This is a genomic window from Streptomyces sp. NPDC005485 (genome assembly GCF_040606085.1).
GTDB lineage: Bacteria > Actinomycetota > Actinomycetes > Streptomycetales > Streptomycetaceae > Streptomyces.
Window position 1 is genome coordinate 25,155 of record NZ_JBEXDZ010000031.1, and the last position, 19,123, is coordinate 44,277.

Sequence of the window (19,123 nt, forward strand, 5' to 3'; positions counted from 1 at the left end):
TGTGCCGTTGTCCTCCCCGCCCCCGGTACCTCGCCGTCGTGTGCGCCCCCGCATGCCGCCGCGCTTCCCGGGTGTACCCACCCAGCCGGAGCCCACCATGAGTGAACCCCCTGGTGCCACCATCACCCGTCCCGAGGCGCCGACCGCCGACGAACCGTCGAAAGCCCTCACTGCCCAGCGCGTTCTGCCGCTGCGGCGGCCAGGGCGCTGGATCGCCACCGCGGTCGTCCTGGTCCTGATCGCCCAGTTCGTGCACGGACTGGTCACCAACCCCTTCTACCAGTGGGACCGCTGGAGCTACTGGTTCCTGCGGCCCACCATCCTCGACGGCCTCGTGATCACCCTTGAAGTCGCCGCGTACAGCGCGGTGTTGGGCCTGGTCGGCGGCATCGTGCTCGCCCTGGCCCGGCTGTCGAAGAGCCCCGTGCTGCGCGCGGTCAGCTGGACCTACGTGTGGGCGCTGCGCTCCGTCCCGCTCATCGTGGTGCTGATCTTCCTCTACAACTTCAGTGCCCTGTACAAGACGGTGAGCATCGGTGTTCCCTTCGGGCCGGCCTTCTTCTCCTTCGACGAGTCGAGACTCGCCACCGACATGGTCGTCGCCGTCATCGGCCTCAGCCTCAACGAGGCCGCCTACGCGGCCGAGGTCGTCCGCGGCGGCATCCTGTCCGTCGACCAGGGCCAGCACGAGGCGGCGGCTGCGCTCGCCCTGCCCAAGGGCTACCAGTTCCGCAGGATCGTCTTTCCACAGGCCCTGCGGTCCATCGTCCCGAACTACGTCAACCAGCTCATCGGCCTGATCAAGGGCACCTCGCTCGTCTTCTACGTCTCCCTGCTCGACCTGTTCGGCTCCGCGCAGACCATGGGCTCCACCTACCCCGGCGACATCGTGCCGCTGCTGCTGGTCGTCACCGTCTGGTATCTGATCCTGACCAGCGTCGTCTCCGTCGTCCAGTTCTACGTCGAGCGGTACTACGCCCGCGGTGCCACCCGCGCCCTGCCGCCGACTCCGTTGCAGAAGCTCCGCACCGGTCTCACCGACCTGCGGGCCCGCATCCGCCGGGAGGCCGCCGTATGACCGCCAAGACGCTCGAAGCCCTGGCGGACGCCGAGGCCGCCACCGTCGAGGTCCACGACGTGCACAAGTGGTACGGCACTCACCGAGTGCTGGACGGCGTCGACCTGACCGTCCGCCCCGGCGAGGTCACCGTCATCCTCGGCCCGTCCGGCTCCGGCAAGTCCACCCTGCTGCGGGTCATCAACCACCTGGAGAAGCCCGAGATCGGCTACGTCAGCATCAACGGCGAACCGATCGGCGTGAAGCGGCACGGCGAGCAGCTCAAGGAGCTGAGCGAGCGGGCCATCCTCACCCAGCGCGGCCGCATCGGCTTCGTCTTCCAGAACTTCAACCTCTTCCCGCACCTGACCGTCCTGGACAACGTGGCCGCCGCCCCCGTTGCCACCGGCAGGCTCAGCAAGCCCGAGTCCCAGGAGCTCGCCCGCGAACTACTCGGCCGCGTCGGCCTCGCCGACAAGACCGGCGCCTACCCGCGCCAGCTCTCCGGCGGCCAGCAGCAGCGCGTCGCCATCGCCCGCGCCCTCGCCCTACGCCCCGGCGTCATCCTCTTCGACGAGCCCACCTCCGCCCTCGACCCCGAACTGGTCGGCGAGGTCCTCGCCGTCATCAAGGACCTGGCGACCAGCGGCACCACCCTCGTCATCGTCACCCACGAGATCGGCTTCGCCCGCGAGATCGCCGACCGGGTCGTCTTCATCGACGGCGGCAAGATCATCGAGCAGGGCCCGCCCTCCGAGGTCCTCGACAAGCCGCGGCACGAACGGACCAGGGACTTCCTCAGCAAGGTCCTCTGACCGCCGCCCCCAGTAGACGTCCCCCCACGTCACCCTCATCATCTCCAGCGACAAGGAACGGCCATGCCCACCCAGTTCACCCGACGCAGCCTGATACGCGGCATCACTGCGGCGACCGCCATCGCCTCCCTGGCCACCGGGCTCGCCGCCTGCGGTGGCAACAGCGACGCGGCCACCTCCACCCAGGCCGCCGCCAAGTCCGGCGAGGTCGTCATCGGCCAGGTCTCCAACGGCGCCGCCCACCAGACGTCCGTCAAGGTCTCCGAGGTCAAGGCCCTCAGTGCCGAACTGCCCGCCGCCGTCAGGAGGAGCGGCAAGCTGGAGATCGGCATCGGCGCCCTGCCGGCCGGCTTCCCGCCGCTGGCCTACGTGGGCAGCGACCAGAAGTCCCTCACCGGCGCCGAGCCCGACCTCGGCCGCCTCGTCGCCACCGTCCTCGGCCTCAAGCCCGAGGTGAAGAACTCCACCTGGGAGAACCTCTTCGTCGGCATCGACAGCGGCAAGGTCGACGTGGCCTTCTCCAACGTCACCGACACCGAGGAACGCAAGAAGAAGTACGAGTTCGCCTCCTACCGGCAGGACAACCTCGCCTTCACCGTGCCGAAGAAGAGCACCTGGAACTTCGACGGCAACTACGAGAACCTCGCCGGCAAGACGGTCTCCGTGGGCTCCGGCACCAACCAGGAGAAGATCCTCCTGGAATGGAAGGCGAAGCTGGCCAAGGAGGGCAAGAAGCTCACCGTCAAGTACTTCCAGGACAGCAACAGCGTCTACCTCGCTCTGTCCAGCGGCAAGATCGACGCGTACTTCGGCCCCAACCCCGGCATCGCGTACCACAACCGGCAGGTGGCCACCACGCCCAACGCCACGCGTACGGCGGGTACTTACTCCGGCGCCGGCGCGAGTCTGCAGGGCCTGATCGCGGCCACCGCGAAGAAGGACAGCGGCCTGGCCAAGCCGCTCGCGGACGCCATCAACTACCTGATCAAGAACGGTCAGTACGCCGAGTGGCTCAAGGCCTACAACCTCTCCAACGAGGCCGTAGCCAAGTCCGAGGTCAACCCGCCCGGACTGCCGCTCGACAACTCCTGACCACCGTGTGCCGGGGACTCGGCCGCCGCCCCGCGGTGGAGTCGCCGGCACGCCAACCCGAGCCGCACACCGGAGACCGCCACGCCATGTCCGTCATCGCTCTCGACGCCAGCTCCTCGCACATCCTGGACAACCCCGCCTGGGCCGCGCTCACCGGCCCGCACGCCTCCTTCGCCGAACTCCCCCACTCTCGACTTCGCTCGAGCGGGGGGACTCCCATCGCCCACGCCGTCCGATACCAGCAGGACGTGGCCCCCTTCCACGCCGTCTCCGACAAGGACGACCCGCGCGCCTGGGCCGACCTCGCCGCACTCGTCGGCCCCGGCGGCACCGCCGCGGTGCGGGGCGTGAGCGAGGCGCAGGTCGGCTGGGAGGTCGTGCGCACCGGACACGGCGTCCAACTCGTGGACACTGCCCTGCGCGCGGAGCCCGACCCGGAGGCCGTGCGGCTCGGCCCCGACGACGTGCCCGAGATCCTGGATCTGGTCGCCCGCACTGAGCCGGGCCCCTATCTGCCCCGTACCGTCGAACTGGGCACCTACCTCGGCATCCGCCACCAGGGCCGGCTGATCGCCCTGGCAGGGGAGCGGCTGCACCCGCCCGGCTGGACGGAGATCAGCGCCGTGTGCACCGACCCCGCCCACCGCGGCCGAGGCCTGGCCACCCGCCTGGTCCGCGCGGTCGCCGCTGGCATCAAGGAGCGCGGCGAACGCCCCTTCCTGCACGCTGCGGCCACCAACGCGAACGCGATCCGGCTGTACGAGTCGGTCGGGTTCACCCTGCGCCGCCGTACCGTCTTCTCGCTCGTCCGGCACACCGGGGCCGCCGTTCTGGAAGAAACGGCATAGCCGTGCCGTTGTCCTTGTCGAAGGTGAGTGCTTGGACCACTCGGACGGAGGTGCGACGCGTGCCCCGTGTACTGCGTGCCGTCCGCCTCCACTCCCGGCCCCACATCGACCTCCAGCGCGTGGCCGGCTCCCTCTGTAGCTCCTGACCCCGTTTCCTCAGCCGCCGTGCGCCCCCACTCCCGCGGGCCGGCGATCTCGTACGGACCTCCAGGAAGGCACCTTCGTGTCCCCAACTCCCGCTTCCCACCTGCACCTTGCCGTTGCCCTCGACGGCGCCGGCTGGCACCCCGCCTCCTGGCGCGAGCAAGTCGCCCGCCCCCGGGACCTGTTCACCGCCGGCTACTGGGCCGACCTGGTCGCCGAGGCCGAACGCGGCCTGATCGACTTCGTCACTCTCGAGGACGGACTCGGCCTGCAGTCCTCGCACTACGGCGAGCTCGACGGCCGCACCGACCAGGTCCGCGGCCGTCTCGACGCCGTCCTGACCGCCTCCCGCATAGCCCCCCTCACCCGGCACATCGGCCTGGTCCCGACCGTGATCGCCACCCACACGGAGCCATTCCACCTCTCCAAGGCGATCGCCACCCTCGACTACGTCAGCACCGGCCGCGCGGGCCTGCGCGTACAGATCAGCGCCCGCCCGCACGAGGCCGACCACTTCGGCCGCCGCACCTTCCCGCCGCTGAACCTGGCGGAGTTGCGGACCCCGGCCGGTCAGGAGCGGCTCACCGACCACTTCGACGAGGCCGCCGACTACGTAGAGGTCGTGCGTCGGCTCTGGGACAGCTGGGAGGACGGCGCGGAGATCCGGGACGTCGCCACCGGCCGCTTCGTCGACCGCGACAAGCTGCACTACATCGACTTCGAGGGCAGGCACTTCAGCGTCAAGGGCCCCTCCATCACCCCGCGCCCGCCGCAGGGCCAGCCGCTGGTCACCGCCCTCGCCCACCAGACCGTGCCGTACCGGCTGGTGGCCCGCCAGGCTGAAGTCGGCTACGTCACCCCGCAGGACGCCGCGCACGCCCGGGCGATCGTCGCCGAGATCCGCGCCGAGCAGGAGGCGGCCGGACGCGCCGGTGAACTCCTGCACGTCTTCGGTGACCTGGTGGTCTTCCTGGACGACGAGCAGACCGCCGCGGAGGACCGCCGCGCACGTCTCGACGCCCTGGCGGGGGAGCCGTACACCAGTGACGCCCGCATCTTCGCCGGTACGCCCACCCAACTCGCCGATCTGCTGCAGGAGTTGGCGGAGGAGGGGCTGAGCGGCTTCCGGCTGCGGCCCGCCGTCGCCGGGCACGACCTGCCCGCAATCACCCGGGGCCTGGTCCCCGAACTCCAGCGCCGGGGCCTCTTCCGCACTGCCTACGAGGCCGACACCCTGCGCGGCCTGCTGGGGCTGGCCCGTCCCGCCAATCGCTACGCCGCAGCTGCCACCGCCTGAGCCGGAAGGACCTTACGACCATGAGCAAGCCGCTGAAGCAGATCCATCTGGCCGCCCATTTCCCGGGCGTCAACAACACCACGGTGTGGAGCGACCCCGAGGCCGGCAGCCACATCGAGTTCAGCTCCTTCGCGCACTTCGCCCGGACCGCCGAACGCGCCAAGTTCGACTTCCTGTTCCTCGCCGAGGGCCTGCGCCTGCGCGAACAGGGCGGCAAGATCTACGACCTGGACGTCGTCGGACGCCCCGACACCTTCACGATCCTCGCCGCGCTCGCCGCCGTCACCGACCACCTCGGCCTGACCGGCACCATCAACTCCACTTTCAACGAGCCCTACGAGGTGGCCCGCCAGTTCGCGAGCCTCGACCACCTCTCCGACGGCCGCGCCGCCTGGAACGTCGTCACCTCCTGGGACGCCTTCACCGGCGAGAACTTCCGCCGCGGCGGCTTCCTCCCACAGGACGAGCGCTACTCCCGCGCCAAGGAGTTCCTGGCCACAGCAGGCGAACTCTTCGACTCCTGGCACGGCGACGAGATCGTCGCCGACCAGGCCACGGGCGTCTTCCTGCGGGACGCGAAGGCCGGCTCCTTCGTCCACACAGGCCGACACTTCGACATCCACGGCCAGTTCAACGTCCCGCGCTCCCCGCAGGGCCGCCCCGTCATCTTCCAGGCCGGCGACTCCGACGAGGGACGCGAGTTCGCCGCCTCCTCCGCCGACGCCATCTTCAGCCGGTACGCCACCCTGGAGGGCGGCCAGGCCTTCTACACGGACGTCAAGAACCGCCTCGCCAAGTACGGCCGCCGCCATGACCAGTTGCTGATCCTGCCTGCCGCCTCCTTCGCGCTCGCCGACACGGACGCGGAGGCCGAGGAACTGGCCAGGGACGTCCGCCGCCAGCAGGTCAGCGGCGCCACCGCCATCAAGCACCTGGAGTTCGTCTGGAACCGGGACCTGTCGTCCTACGACCCGGAAGGGCCGCTGCCCGACATCGACCCCGTGGTGAGCGAGGAGCACATCTCGCGCGGCCGCGCCCAGGTCCGGATGTACCGCGACCCGCTGGCCACCGCCCGCGAGTGGCGCGAGCTGGCCGAAGCGAACAACTGGTCCATCCGCGACCTGGTCATCGAGACCGGCAACCGCCAGAGCTTCGTCGGCTCCCCGGAGACGGTCGCGCGGACCATCAACGACTACGTCCAGGCCGACGCAAGCGACGGCTTCATTCTCGCCCCGCACATCACCCCCACCGGCCTCGACGTCTTCGCCGACAAGGTCGTCCCACTGCTCCAGGAACAGGGCGTCTTCCGCACCGACTACGAGGGCCCGACCCTCCGCCACCACCTGGGCCTCGCGGACGACCTGCGGGGCGATCAGCGGGTGGCATCGTGAAGTTCCTCGCCATCACGCTCATCGTGCACCGCCGGGACCCCATCACCGGGGTGCAGAAGTCCACCCACGACCGCTTCCGCGAGGTCCTCGACAGTGCCCTGCTGGCCGAGGAGTTGGGCTTCGACGGCTTCGGCGTGGGGGAGCGGCACGAGCGCCCGTTCATCTCCTCGTCCCCGACCGTCGTACTCAGCCATGTGGCCGCACTGACGAAGCGCATCCGCCTGTTCACCGCCGTCACGACGCTCAGCCTGCTGGACCCGGTGCGGGCATACGAGGACTACGCCACCCTCGACCACCTCTCGGGCGGGCGCCTCGACCTGATCATCGGCAAGGGCAACGGCGCCGCCCAACGCGACCTGTTCGACGTCACGCCAGAGGACCAGTGGGACCGCAACGCCGAGAGCTACGAGGTCTTCCGGAAGATCTGGCGCCAGGACAAGGTCACCGCCGACACCCGCTTCCGTCCCCCGCTGACCGACGCCGAGGTGTGGCCACGGCCGTACCAGCGGCCGATCCGGGTCTGGCACGGCAGCGCCACCAGCAAGGAGTCGGTCGACCTGGCCGCCCGCTACGGCGACCCGCTGTTCTCGGCGAATGTCACCAACCCGATCGAACCGTACGCCGAGTTGATCCGCTACTACCGGGAGCGCTGGGAGTACTACGGCCACGACCCGGCACGGATCGCAGTCGGCGCCGGCACGGCCGGCATCTACGTGGCCCGGACCTCCCAGCAGGCCCTTGCCGCCTATCGGCCGATCTTCGAGGCCAATCGAGCCTTCTTCGAGCAGGCGGGCCTCCCCGTGGTCTTCGACACCCTGGAGGACTTCGTCGAACGCAGCTCCGCTCTGATCGGCAGCCCGCAACAGGTCATCGAAAAGGTGCACCGCTACCACGAACAGTTCGGGCACACCGTGCTCCACCTGCATGCGGACGCGAGCGGGCTGACGGAGTCCCAGCACCGTGCCTCGCTCGAGCTGTTCCAGTCCGAGGTCGCCCCCGTGCTGCGCCGCGGGATCCCGGATCCGCCATTCGCCTGGGGCCCCGTGCTTCAGGCATCACCGGCCACTCAGGAGTCCGCCCGTGTCTGACGTCTCCCTCGGCATCCTCGACCTGGTCCCGATTGCGTCCGGCTCGACGGCAGCCGATGCCCTGCGCAACTCCATCGACCTCGCACACCAGGCCGAGCGTTTCGGATATGCCCGCTACTGGTTCGCCGAGCACCACCTCAATCCCGGCGTGGCCGGCACGTCACCCGCCGTCGTCCTGGCACTGACCGCAACCGCCACCTCCACCATCCGGCTCGGCGCGGGGGCCGTGCAACTCGGGCACCGCACAGCTCTGTCCACGGTCGAGGAGTTCGGCCTGCTCGACGCGCTGCACCCGGGCCGCTTCGATCTGGGCCTGGGCCGCTCGGGCGGTCGCCCGCCGGGACAGCCGGCCGCACCGTTGCCGACGGCGACCCCGGTCGTCGACGGTCGTACCCCGAACGGCCTGCTCATCCCACCGCGCTTCTCCTTCGAGCATCTGCTCGGCTCACCCCGCATCGCACTGCAGCGCAGACTCCTCCTGCTGCCGGGGGCCGAGTCGCAGGACTACGCCGACCAGATCGACGACATCCTCGCCCTGCTGGCGGGCACCTACCGCTCCCCGGAGGGTGTCGAGGCGCACGTCGTGCCGGGGGAGGGCGCTGACGTGGAGGTGTGGATCCTGGGCAGCAGCGGTGGTCAAAGCGCCTCCGTCGCAGGCCGCAACGGTCTGCGGTTCGCGGCGAACTACCACGTCAGCCCGGCCACGGTCCTGGAGGCGGTGGAGGGCTACCGGTCCTTCTTCCAGCCCTCCGAGTTCCTCGAGAAGCCGTACGTCAGCGTCTCGGCGGACGTCGTCGTCGCAGAGGACGACGCAACGGCCCGCGAACTCGCCACCGGCTACGACCTGTGGGTGCGCAGCATCCGCACCGCCGAGGGAGCCATCGAGTTCCCGACGCCCCAGGAAGCGCGTGCCCACACGTGGACCGACGAGGACCGTGCCCTCGTCCAGGACCGCCTCGACACCCAGTTCGTCGGCTCGCCGGGCCGGGTGGCCGACCAGTTGGAACAACTGCGGGAGGCCACGGGCGCGGACGAGTTGCTCATCACGACGATCACCCACGACCACACGGATCGGGTCCGCTCGTACGAACTGCTCGCGGAGGAATGGCGCCGACGGGGTCACTCCCTCCAGCCGGGCTGATGCCCGGCGTCCCGACGGTGAGGCGCTTGAATCGCCGACGCACGCGCTGACTTGGCCGAGCTGCCACGCACGCCGCGCGGTGGGGGTCAGCCCGGTGGGAGGCCACGCAGGAGCAGAACCGGCGACTGTCGCGGGCTCTGGCCCGCGGTGTCGACGACGCGCTCTCGGCCCCACGGCTCGTACTCCCGGCCGACGACCTGTTGTCAGTCCGGCAGCTGCAGAGGTTCCTCGGCCAGGGCGTATCCGGCGGCGTAGCCCACGGGACCGACCGGGTGCCGGGCCAGCACGGAACGGACGATCGCCTGCTCGATCGGTGCGCGAACTGGAGGCACAGGAAGCCCGGTCCAGGCCGTCACTGCCCACGCCTGACCGCCGCCCGCACACGAAAACGACGAACCGAAAGGTCCTCCCATGGCCACCGTCCTGTCCGTCTCCGGAAGCCCCTCTGCCACCTCACGTACCGCTCGGCTGCTGCGCCACCTGGACGAGCGGCTCATCTCGCAGGGGCACGAGGTGATCCCACTGGACGTTCGTACGCTCCCCGCCGAGGCGCTGTTCGGGGCCGACTTCGCTCACCCGGCGATCGTCCGCACCACCGCCCTGTTCGAGCAGGCGGACGGGCTGGTGATCGCTACCCCCGTCTACAAGGCTGCCTACTCGGGTCTGCTGAAGTCGCTGCTCGACCTGCTGCCGCAGTACGTCCTGGCGGGCAAGACCGTTCTCCCTCTGGCCACCGGGGGCAGCGTCGCCCACGTGCTGGCCATCGACTACGCCCTGCGTCCGGTCCTTACCTCCATGGGCCCTGCGCACATCACGCCGGGTTGGTTCACGCTGGACAAGGACATCACGGTGGGCGAGGACGGCACGCTGACCGTCGCGCCGGACTCGGACGAGGCTCTGGCACAGGTCACGGACCAGTTCTCGGCAGCGCTGGGCGGCCGTACGACGCTGCTGGCGGCCGCTGGATGAGCGTCGCGCACGTCATCGCGAATGACGCCGAGGGCGATACCGTCGCCTCCGAGCCGGCCGCCGACTTCCGCAAGGGCGCCGCCGAGCGGGATGCTCGGCGCAGGCTAGATCTTCCGGGTGCTGGCCCGTCGCCGACGCCGGCGTCGCCCAGATCCCGCAGAGCCACTTCGTGTACGTCAGCGTCCTGCGCAGGCAGGGTACGCGCGAACAACAGTGACCGACGCCTCGGCCGCCGAAGCCTCGATCGTGGTGGCCACGGCCAAGGTGACGGCAGCGAAGGCCGCCTGCTGAAGGGCCCAGCACATCGGCCGCTACGTCCTGAACGGCACCAGGCCGCCCCGCCATGGCCTCCTTTGAGGAGCGCCGACGAACACCTTCTGATCGGAGCCCCGCGTGTCCCTCACCTTCCACTGGTTCCTGCCCACCAACGGCGACAGCCGCTACGTCGTCGGCGGCGGCCACGGCACCCCCGCCACCGAGTCCGGGCGCGACCGGCCGCCGACGGTCGCCTATCTGAGCCAGATCGCCCGCGCCGCCGAGGACCTGGGCTTCGTCGGCGCGCTCACGCCGACGGGAGCATGGTGCGAGGACGCGTGGCTGACCACCGCCATGGTCAGCCAGAACACCGAACGCCTGAAGTTCCTCGTCGCCTTCCGGCCCGGATTCGTCTCGCCGACGCTCGCCGCGCAGATGGCCTCCACCTTCCAGCGGCAGACCGGCGGACGGCTCCTGCTGAACGTCGTCACCGGAGGCGAAAGCCACGAGCAGCGCGCCTACGGCGACTTCCTCGACAAGGACGCCCGCTACCGCCGTACCGGTGAATTCCTGGAAATCGTACGAGGGTTGTGGGAGGGCAGGACCGTCGACCTGCGCGGCGAGCACCTCCAGGTCGAGGACGCGAAGCTCGCCCGGGTGCCGGACCCGGTACCCGAGGTGTACTTCGGAGGCTCCTCGCCGATCGCGGGGGAAGTCGCCGCCAAGCATGCCGACGTCTACCTCACCTGGGGCGAGCCGCCCGCCGCCGTCGCGAAGAAGATCGCCTGGATCCGGGCGTTGGCCGACAAGCAGGGCCGTAACGTCCGCTTCGGCATCCGCCTGCATGTCATCACCCGCGACACTTCCGAGCAGGCCTGGGCCGAGGCGAACCGGCTCCTCGACGGCTTCGACCCGGAGGCGGTCAAGGCAGTCCAGGCCGGGCTGGCCCGCAGCGAATCCGAGGGGCAGCAGCGGATGCTCGCGCTGCAGGGCGGTCGCCGTGATGACCTGGAGATCCACCCCAACCTGTGGGCAGGCATCGGCCTGGTGCGCGGTGGTGCGGGCACCGCCCTGGTCGGCAGCCATGACGAGGTCGCCGAGCGGATCAAGGAGTACCACGCTCTCGGCATCGAGGAGTTCGTGCTCTCCGGCTATCCGCATCTGGAGGAGGCGTACTGGTTCGGCGAGGGCGTCCTGCCGAAACTCCAGGCGCAGGGCCTGTGGCAGCATCCGTACGGACAGCAGGCCGTCCCCTCAGCCCAGGTGCCCTTCGCGGGCGCCGGAGGCCCGCGATGACGTGATTGCGGGGGAGTCCGGGGGCGCCCACGTGATTCCTGACGACGCCGAGCTGCACGCTGTTACGGGTTGACGTGGCTGTGGCGCTCGCTGTGGCCCACTTGTTGCCGGTCGTGGAGTGTCCGAGTCGTCCGATCACTGAGTCAACTATTTTGCCTTGCCGCCACATTGACAGCGAATGGCGGCCTGCTGGAGCATGAGACCTCCGATGAATGGGAGTTGCTCATGAGCGCATACCCAAGACGTCAGGTTCTGGGGGCTGCCGCGGGTGTGACAGCCGCGGCCGCATTACCCACCGCCTTCGGCACTCAGGCGTGGGCCGAGGAGCCGGCTGCCGGGCCGGCGGGGCAGTGGGTTCCCGTTCCCGCCCCGGTACCTGTCCCGCTCGACGCGCTCTTCGACAACGACGCCATCGACACCGCCACCGCCCGCGGCGGCGACTTCGACGGCTCGGGCTACACGTTCCCGGGTGAGGAACTCCCCGCCGGCCGAGTCGAGGTCGACGGCGTCCCGTTCCTCTTCCCGTCGTCCGCCGCGGGCGCCAAGAACAACGTGGTCGCGCTCGGCCAGCGCGTCGACCTGCCCAAGGGCCGTTATCTGTCAGCTGTGTTCCTCACGGCGGGCAGCTACGGCAACGCCTCCGGCACGGTCACCGTGCACTACGCGGACGGCACGGCCACGACCGCCGGTCTCGGCGGGTCCGACTGGTATGCGGGGGGCGGCTCACTGGCGGCGTCCTACCGCTACGCGCCGGACGGCACCAAGGATGAGCACAGCGTCGGGATCGGCACCTCGGAGCTGTGGATCGACCCGCGGCGGGAGGCCGTCGCCCTCACACTGCCGACGACCAATCCGGCCGAGGCGGGTAAGCCGTCCCTGCACGTCTTCGCGCTCTCCCTGCAGCCGGTCGCCCAGGGACGGGCGTTGGCACTGCGGGACGCGCACTCCACGAACTCGCTGCTGGAGTCCACGGGCGCGCAGAGCGTCGAGGCCACCGTCGTCAACGCGGGCACCGTCGCCATCCTGGCGGCCGACGGCGTGTCCGTCGGCGTGGACGTGCCCGGCGCCCGCACTGTCGAGCCCGCCCGCATCCGCCGACTCGACCCCGGCGAACAGGCCCGTGTCCACGTCGGCATCCGCAACCGCACGGGCACCGCACCCGGCACCACGCGGGAGGGGACGGTAACCGTCGGCGGACGGGGCGGACAAGCAGCCTCCAGAGATGGCAAGTTGACCCTCGGCGTCGCCGACTACCAGCCCGGCGAAGCCTCACTCTCCGGCCACCAGGCGCCGTACTGGTTCCAGGGCGCCAAGTTCGGCATCTTCATCCACTGGGGCGTCTACTCCGTCCCCGCCTGGTCGCCCGTCGGCAAGCAGTACGCCGAGTGGTACTGGAACCACATGCAGGACCCAGCCAACGCCGTCCACGCCTACCACCGGGACAAGTACGGTGAGGACTTCGCCTACGACGACTTCATCCCCCTGTTCACAGCGGAGCGGTTCGACCCGCGAGCATGGGTGGAACTGTTCCGCGAGGCGGGCGCCCAGTACCACGTGCTGACGTCGAAACACCATGAGGGCTTCGCCCTGTGGGACACCAAGGTCTCCGACCGCAACTCCGTGAAGATGGGGCCGAGGCGGGACCTGGTCAGGGAACTGTTCGACGCGTCCAGGCGCTACACGCCCGAACTCCACCGCGGCCTGTACTTCTCCATGCCCGAGTGGTTCAACCCCGACAGCCCGTGGATGGGCCACGCCCCTCGCAACCCCTACACCCTGGACCCGGTGCAGTACACCGGATACACCCCGGGCAAGGACTTCGTGAAGGACTACCAGGCCCCGCAGATGCTGGAGCTGATCCACGGCTACGACCCGGAGCTCATCTGGTGCGACATCGGCGGCGCCAACGACAGCGTTCATGTCCTCGCGGAGTACTTCAACCACGCCAAGAACCGCCGCCGGCCCATCGACGTGACCATCAACAACCGTGCGGGTATCGGCTTCCACGACTTCACGACCCCCGAGTACACGACGTACGAGAACACGGTCGTCGCGAAGTGGGAGTCCAGCCGCGGCCTCGACCCCTTCAGCTACGGCTACAACCAGGCCACGCCCGACGGCTCCTACATGACGGCCGAGGAGGTCGTGCACAGCCTCGTCGACATCGTCTCCAAGAACGGCAACTTCCTCCTCGACATCGGTCCGCGCGCTGATGGCACCATCCCGGAGATCATGCAGAAGCGGCTGCGCGAGACGGGTGGCTGGATGCGGACCAACGGCGAGGCGATCTACGACACGACGTACTGGTCGCGCATGGCGCAACTGGGCGACGACCTGCGGTTCACGGTCCGCCACAACGAGGCCTTCTACATCCACTCGCTGGCCCAGCCGGGCGCGAAACTCACCGTCGAGGCCCCGGTGCCGATCCGCACAGGTGACAAGGTGACCATGCTCGGCTACGACCGCCCGCTGACCTGGACCGTCAGCAACGGTTCGCTTGTCATCGACGTACCGCAGGGGGCCCGCAGGGCGGGACGGTACGTGTGGGTGTTCAAGGTGGAGTGGCACGGCTGAGGTTCGGGCTGGCCGCAGGCCACGTTAACCCGATTCGCGCTTGGTTCAACGGCCCCAGGGCGCGTATCGAGTCGTGATCAATTTGCGGGATGTGCTTCGCGGCACGGTCCGGGCCGATGGACGGTCTTACGTGACACGAGTGCAACTGACCGATCCGGATCGGGAGTTCATCGGGCCGTACTTGCCGATCGGCGAGTACGGCCCGTACCCCGAGCGACTGCGGCAGCAGTTCGAGGGCGTGATCTGGCGGGTCAGGACGGGCGGGCAGACCACTAAGGTCCACCTCGCCGCTGACGGCAAGTGCCGCCCGCTGGCGTTCATCCCCGCCCGGAAGAAGGTACGGGTACGCGGGCCCGTCGGCCAACCCCGCATCCGGTCGGACGCGGTCGCCGGGGGACAAGGCGTACTCGTCCCGCGGAAACCGCGCCCACGTGCATAAAACGCCGTATCAAGGCGGTCATTCCGGAGAAGAAGGGCTCCAGAGGTGGCCGACCCGTCAGCCACGACGCCGATCTCTACGAGGAGCGGAACACCGTCGAACGCCTGATCAACAAGCTCAAGGCATGGCGAGGCATCGCCATCCGATACGACAAGGCTCCCGACAGCTACCTTGCCGGTCTCCACCTGCGCGCCTCGATGATCTGGATCAGGGACCTCACCAGGGCCACCCGATGATCGTGACTTGATATGCCCCTGGGTGACGCGCTGAGGTGCCGGACGCCACGGGCGGGCAGGAGTTGAGTCAACGGTCAACCAGCCGTGGACGCGGGGCTTCACCTGTGGATTCCGCGTCGGTGTCGTCGGTGTCGACCGGGCCGCGGGGAAGCATCCAGTCCAGCCATTTCGGCAGCCACCAGTTGGTCCGGCCGAGGAGTGTCATGGTTGCCGGTACCAGCACCATGCGTACGACCGTGGCGTCGATGAAGATCGCGGTGGCCAGGCCGAGCCCGAACATTTTGGTGGACGGGTCGTCGGCGACGGCGAAGGACAGGAAGACCGTCACCATGATGAGCGCGGCCGACGTGATGATCCGCGCAGTGCCCGAGACGCCTTCGACGATCGCCGTGCGGTTGTCGCCCGTGCGCACGTACTCCTCGCGAACGCGCGAGAGAAGGAACACCTCGTAGTCCATCGACAGGCCGAACAGGATGGCGAAGAGGAACATCGGGATGAACGACACGATCGGAACCGTCGCTTCCAGCCCGATGAGTGCGCCTCCCCAGCCCCACTGGAAGACCGCGACCATGATTCCGTATGCCGCGCCGATGCTGAGCAGATTCAGCAGTACCGCCTTGAGCGGTACGAGTATCGAGCGGAAGACCAGCATCAGCAGCAGGAACGACATCGCCAGCACGGCGGCGACGAGCACCGGCAGGCGTTGGCTGGTGCGTTGGCCCACATCGGACAGGCTCGCGGCGGCGCCGCCGACGTGGGCCCTGGCCGGGCCGTGCCCGATCGCCTTGGGCAGCACGTCGGTGCGCAGCCGGGCGATGGTGTCGGCCGTGGCCTCGTCCTGAGGGCTGGTGGTCGGGAACACCACGAGGGTCGCGATGCCGGTGGCCCGATCGATGTGCGTCGGCGCGACGGATGCGATGCCCGGATCCGCCGCGACCGCCTTGACGAGTCGGTCCAGCACTCCCGGATCACCGGTGGGGTCCGCGGCGATGACGAGGGGACCGTTGGTGCCCGGGCCGAACCCCTCGGCGACGAGGTCGTAGGCCCGGCGCTCGGTACGGCTGTGGGGCAGTGAGCCGTCGTCGGGCAGGCCGACGCGCAGGCCGAGCAGGGGCAGCGTCGCGGTCAGCAGCAGCCCCGCCGCGCCGACCGCGTACGGCACCGGGTGCCGGCTGACGTGCCCGATCCAGCGCCGCCACCCGGCGGCGTGGGCGGCGCCTGCCGCCGGGTCCCGCCACTGTGCGAGTCGGGCCGGCTTCCGCCTCTGAAGAGCCCTGCCGATCCGGCCGGCCCGGGCCAGGCGCATGCCGGCGGCGCCGAGGAAGGCCGGCAGCAGTGTCACCGACGCGACCACCATGATCAGGACGACGATCGAGACGGCGATCCCGCCCACCGTCATGAACGGCACGTTCGCGACCGCCAGTCCGAGGATCGATACGACGACGGTGCCGCCGGCGAAGACCACCGGGCGCCCCGCCGTGGCCACCGCCCGTCCGGCCGCCTCGTGGGGATCGAGTCCGCGCGCGAGGTACTCCCGGTGGCGGGCCAGCACGAACAAGGCGTAGTCGATACCCACACCGAGCCCGACCATGCTGCCCAGGACCGGGGCGAAGGTCGGGACGTCCGTCATCCCCGCGAGTACCGTCATCGTGGCGACTCCGACGGTCAGCCCGAAGACCGCCATGCCGATCGGCAGCGCGGCGGCGACGAGCGAACCGAACGCCAGGAACAGGATCGCGGCCGCGGCGAGGAGGCCGATCAGCTCGCTCGCGCCGCCGTCGGGGTCGGAGAAAACGTAGAAGAGGTTCCCGCCCATTTCGATGCGCAGCGGCAGCTCGCCGCGCAGCCGGTCGCCGAGATCGACGAGGGCGTGGAGGTCCTTGGCCGACAGCCGGCTCTGGTCGGGGTACTGCACCCGGACGACGGCGATCCGTCCGTCGGCCGAGACCAGGCCGCCGCGCACGGCGGTGTCGCCGCCTGTGTCGAGTGCCCCCGCCGGGTCGGTCGTGCCGAGTACGTGAGGCAGCCGCCTCACCTCGTCCTGGAGCCGCGCGAGCGCGGTGCGCGCGCTGCCGTGGTCGAGGAACGTCGCCCCGCCGTCGAGGGGGGTGACGACCACCTGGGCGGTCATCCCCTCCTGGCCGGTGCCGGCCCGCTCGATCAGTTCCGCGGCCCGCCCGGAGTCCAGTCCCGGCGCGGTCATCGAGTCCGCGGTCCGCCCGCCGACGGTGACCGCGGCCAGGACGGCGAGCGTGGCGGCGATCAGCCATGCCGCGATCACCCGCCAGGGATGGCGGGCGGCGCTTGCGCCCACGCGCAAGAGGGCTTTCGAGAGCATCGGGTCCTCCAACCACCTCGTCGGCCGTCCTTGTACGGCCGCCGATGCCGAGGCTCGTCGCCGCGGCGCCGCGGGACATCGGCTCGCGGGCCGCGGATCCGTCGGCCCCAGGACGGAGTAGCGCCCCGTCCTTTCGGCCGATGCGCGGCACGGCGCGGTCCCTAGGCTGAGAACCGTGCTGCGAGACGACCTTCGAACCCTGTGGACCGAACCACGGCCGCCCGACGCGCCCGCCCGGGTGTGGCGGGACTGGGCACTGCTCGGCGCGGGCCTGGGCGGTGTGGTGCTGGAGGCCGCACTGCGCGAGGACGTGGTGTGGCGGCCGGTGGCCGTGGTGCTCGCCGTCTGGCTGTGCGTGCTGCCCCTGTGGCGCCGGACCCGCCCGCTGGCGATGGTCGTGCTGGCGTTCGGCTCGGTGATCCTGCTCCAGGTGGCCTCCCTGGTCGCCGCACCCAGCGAGCCCGTCGGCCTGAACACCGGCGCGATCGTGCTCGTACTGGTGTATGCGCTGCCCCGGTGGGGGTCGGGACGGGAGATCGTGCTGGGCGGCGCGGTGATCCTCGGGGCCTTCGCCATGTCGGCCGTTACGGACGACACCCCGGCCGCCGAACAGGTGGGGGGCTTCGTCTTCCTGTTCCTGCCCGGCTTGATCGGGGCCGCCGTGCGGTTCCTGGCGACCGCTCGCGAGCGGCAGTTGGAGAAGGTACGTTCCCGCGAGCGCGAGCAGCTCGCCCGGGAACTGCATGACACGGTGGCCCATCATGTGTCGGCCATGGTGATCATCGCCCAGGCGGGCCGGGTGCTCGCGGGCACCGACCCGGCTGCCGCCGTCGAGGCGCTGGAGGGTGTCGAGGAGGAGGGTGCGCGCACGCTGGAGGAAATGCGAGCCATGGTCGCCGCGCTGCGCGACCGCGGGGCCGGCGCCGAGCTGGCGCCTCCTGCCGGTGTCGCGGATCTGGAGCGCCTGGTGCGCACCCCGGGTGGCCGCCTCAGGGTCGACCTGGGGCTGGACGGCGAACTGGAATCGCTGCCCCCGGCCGTGGACGCGGCCGTCTACCGCATCGTGCAGGAGTCGGTGACCAACGCCATGCGCCATGCGGTCAACGCGACCGAGGTCGTCGTCCGGGTCACCGCGGAACGGCACAAGGTACGGGTGAGCGTGCGCGACAATGGCCAACGCACGGGCCGAGGCCGCGACGGATACGGACTTGCCGGACTGCGCGAGCGCGCTGCCCTGCTCGGCGGCAAGCTACAAGCGGGCCCCGGCGCCGACCAGGGCTGGCATGTCGAAGCCGAGCTGCCGAGAGGGAGGACGGAGAGCGGTGTCCATCCGCGTCCTACTCGCTGACGACCAGACCATCATCCGTACCGGGCTGCGGATCATGCTGAACGCCCAGCCCGGGATCGAGGTGGTCGGCGAGGCCGCCGACGGACAGGAAGCGGTACGTCTGGCCCGCGAACTGCGTCCCGACGTCTGCCTGTTCGACATCCGCATGCCCGGGCTCGACGGGCTCGAGGCCACCCGGCTGGTCGCCGGCCCCGGCGTCGCCGACCCGCTGGCCGTGGTCGTCATCACCACGTTCGACCTCGACGAGTACGTCTACGGCGCACTGCGTGCCGGCGCCCGCGGATTCCTCCTCAAGGACACGGGACCGGACCTTCTGGCCCAGGCCGTACGGTCGGCGTCCAACGGTGAGGCGCTCATCGCGCCCAGCGTCACCGTCCGTCTGCTCCAGGCATTCGCGGACCTGCCCGCCAGCCGGCCCGTGGCCCAGCCGGTCTCCCCCGTCACCGCCCGTGAGGAGCAGGTGCTCCTCGCCGTCGCTCGCGGTCTGACCAACACCGAGATCGCCGATGCACTGCACATCAGCCTCAGCACGGTGAAGACGCATCTGGCCAGCCTGATGGCCAAACTCGGCGCCCGCAACCGGGTCGAGATCGCGATGTGGGCCTACGAAACGCGCCGTATCCTCCCCGGAACCTGAGCCGAGGTGCCGGGCCATGTCCCTTGAGTCAACTGGGACGGTGAGACACCCGATAGCAGCAGGACCGCCCGATGATCACGACTCGATACGCGCCCTGGTCGTCGTCGGGTCGCTCGCATTCGGCTACCTGCTCGGCCGCCGTCCCCTGGGCGCGGCAG

General features: G+C 70.1%; 16 protein-coding genes and 2 pseudogenes. 16 read left to right on the top strand and 2 right to left on the bottom strand.

What is annotated here, in order from left to right; all coding sequences use genetic code 11:
* The first annotated feature begins 97 nt into the window (after positions 1-97).
* From ABZS97_RS13450 to ABZS97_RS13490, 9 genes are all read left to right on the top strand, one after another.
* Positions 98-1,078, top strand: a complete 981-nt coding sequence (locus ABZS97_RS13450) for an amino acid ABC transporter permease (protein ID WP_356137024.1) — start codon at positions 98-100, stop codon at positions 1,076-1,078.
* Positions 1,075-1,872, top strand: coding sequence for an amino acid ABC transporter ATP-binding protein (locus tag ABZS97_RS13455; protein ID WP_356137026.1), 798 nt, complete (start codon positions 1,075-1,077; stop codon positions 1,870-1,872). Before ABZS97_RS13450 ends, ABZS97_RS13455 begins: the two co-directional genes overlap by 4 nt.
* A 63-nt stretch (positions 1,873-1,935) precedes the next feature.
* On the top strand, positions 1,936-2,964 hold the full coding sequence (locus tag ABZS97_RS13460; RefSeq protein ID WP_356137028.1) for an ABC transporter substrate-binding protein: 1,029 nt from the start codon (positions 1,936-1,938) through the stop codon (positions 2,962-2,964).
* Positions 2,965-3,050: 86 nt separating this feature from the next.
* Complete coding sequence (locus tag ABZS97_RS13465) at positions 3,051-3,812, top strand: GNAT family N-acetyltransferase (RefSeq protein ID WP_356137029.1); 762 nt, start codon at positions 3,051-3,053, stop codon at positions 3,810-3,812.
* Between the two features lie 59 nt (positions 3,813-3,871).
* On the top strand, positions 3,872-3,958 hold the full coding sequence (locus tag ABZS97_RS13470) for a putative leader peptide (RefSeq protein WP_356137089.1): 87 nt from the start codon (positions 3,872-3,874) through the stop codon (positions 3,956-3,958).
* A gap of 77 nt (positions 3,959-4,035) precedes the next feature.
* The gene (locus tag ABZS97_RS13475; protein ID WP_356137031.1) at positions 4,036-5,253 is read left to right on the top strand and encodes an LLM class flavin-dependent oxidoreductase; all 1,218 of its coding nucleotides are present in this window, start codon (positions 4,036-4,038) and stop codon (positions 5,251-5,253) included.
* A 20-nt stretch (positions 5,254-5,273) separates the two neighbouring features.
* Positions 5,274-6,644 (top strand): NtaA/DmoA family FMN-dependent monooxygenase, encoded by a 1,371-nt coding sequence (locus tag ABZS97_RS13480; protein ID WP_356137033.1) that lies wholly within the window; start codon positions 5,274-5,276, stop codon positions 6,642-6,644.
* Positions 6,641-7,732 (top strand): LLM class flavin-dependent oxidoreductase, encoded by a 1,092-nt coding sequence (locus ABZS97_RS13485; RefSeq protein WP_356137035.1) that lies wholly within the window; start codon positions 6,641-6,643, stop codon positions 7,730-7,732. Before ABZS97_RS13480 ends, ABZS97_RS13485 begins: the two co-directional genes overlap by 4 nt.
* Positions 7,725-8,873, top strand: a complete 1,149-nt coding sequence (locus ABZS97_RS13490; RefSeq protein ID WP_356137037.1) for an LLM class flavin-dependent oxidoreductase — start codon at positions 7,725-7,727, stop codon at positions 8,871-8,873. Before ABZS97_RS13485 ends, ABZS97_RS13490 begins: the two co-directional genes overlap by 8 nt.
* 203 nt (positions 8,874-9,076) lie before the next feature.
* Here the strand turns inward: ABZS97_RS13490 and ABZS97_RS13495 are convergent, their stop codons facing one another.
* Positions 9,077-9,205, bottom strand: coding sequence for a hypothetical protein (locus ABZS97_RS13495; protein ID WP_356137039.1), 129 nt, complete (start codon positions 9,203-9,205; stop codon positions 9,077-9,079).
* 79 nt (positions 9,206-9,284) lie between these two features.
* Between ABZS97_RS13495 and ssuE the strand changes: the two genes are divergently transcribed.
* From ssuE to ABZS97_RS13520, 5 genes and pseudogenes are all read left to right on the top strand, one after another.
* Positions 9,285-9,842, top strand: a complete 558-nt coding sequence (gene ssuE, locus ABZS97_RS13500) for an NADPH-dependent FMN reductase (RefSeq protein WP_356137041.1) — start codon at positions 9,285-9,287, stop codon at positions 9,840-9,842.
* A 201-nt stretch (positions 9,843-10,043) separates the two neighbouring features.
* Positions 10,044-10,199: pseudogene (locus tag ABZS97_RS13505) on the top strand (SfnB family sulfur acquisition oxidoreductase); the annotation flags it as partial.
* A 36-nt stretch (positions 10,200-10,235) separates the two neighbouring features.
* Positions 10,236-11,393: an LLM class flavin-dependent oxidoreductase gene (locus tag ABZS97_RS13510; protein WP_356137043.1), complete on the top strand. Its 1,158-nt coding sequence runs from the start codon at positions 10,236-10,238 to the stop codon at positions 11,391-11,393.
* A 225-nt stretch (positions 11,394-11,618) separates the two neighbouring features.
* On the top strand, positions 11,619-13,967 hold the full coding sequence (locus ABZS97_RS13515) for an alpha-L-fucosidase (protein ID WP_356137045.1): 2,349 nt from the start codon (positions 11,619-11,621) through the stop codon (positions 13,965-13,967).
* A gap of 130 nt (positions 13,968-14,097) precedes the next feature.
* A pseudogene (locus ABZS97_RS13520) lies at positions 14,098-14,642 on the top strand (transposase).
* 67 nt (positions 14,643-14,709) lie between these two features.
* On the opposite strand, the gene ABZS97_RS13525 reads toward ABZS97_RS13520, so the two are convergent.
* Positions 14,710-16,980 (bottom strand): MMPL family transporter, encoded by a 2,271-nt coding sequence (locus tag ABZS97_RS13525; RefSeq protein ID WP_356137047.1) that lies wholly within the window; start codon positions 16,978-16,980, stop codon positions 14,710-14,712.
* Between the two features lie 175 nt (positions 16,981-17,155).
* Between ABZS97_RS13525 and ABZS97_RS13530 the strand changes: the two genes are divergently transcribed.
* Positions 17,156-18,328 (top strand): sensor histidine kinase, encoded by a 1,173-nt coding sequence (locus ABZS97_RS13530; protein ID WP_356137049.1) that lies wholly within the window; start codon positions 17,156-17,158, stop codon positions 18,326-18,328.
* Positions 18,303-18,965, top strand: coding sequence for a response regulator transcription factor (locus ABZS97_RS13535; protein WP_356137051.1), 663 nt, complete (start codon positions 18,303-18,305; stop codon positions 18,963-18,965). The genes ABZS97_RS13530 and ABZS97_RS13535 overlap by 26 nt, the downstream gene beginning before the upstream one ends.
* The last annotated feature ends 158 nt before the right edge of the window (positions 18,966-19,123 follow it).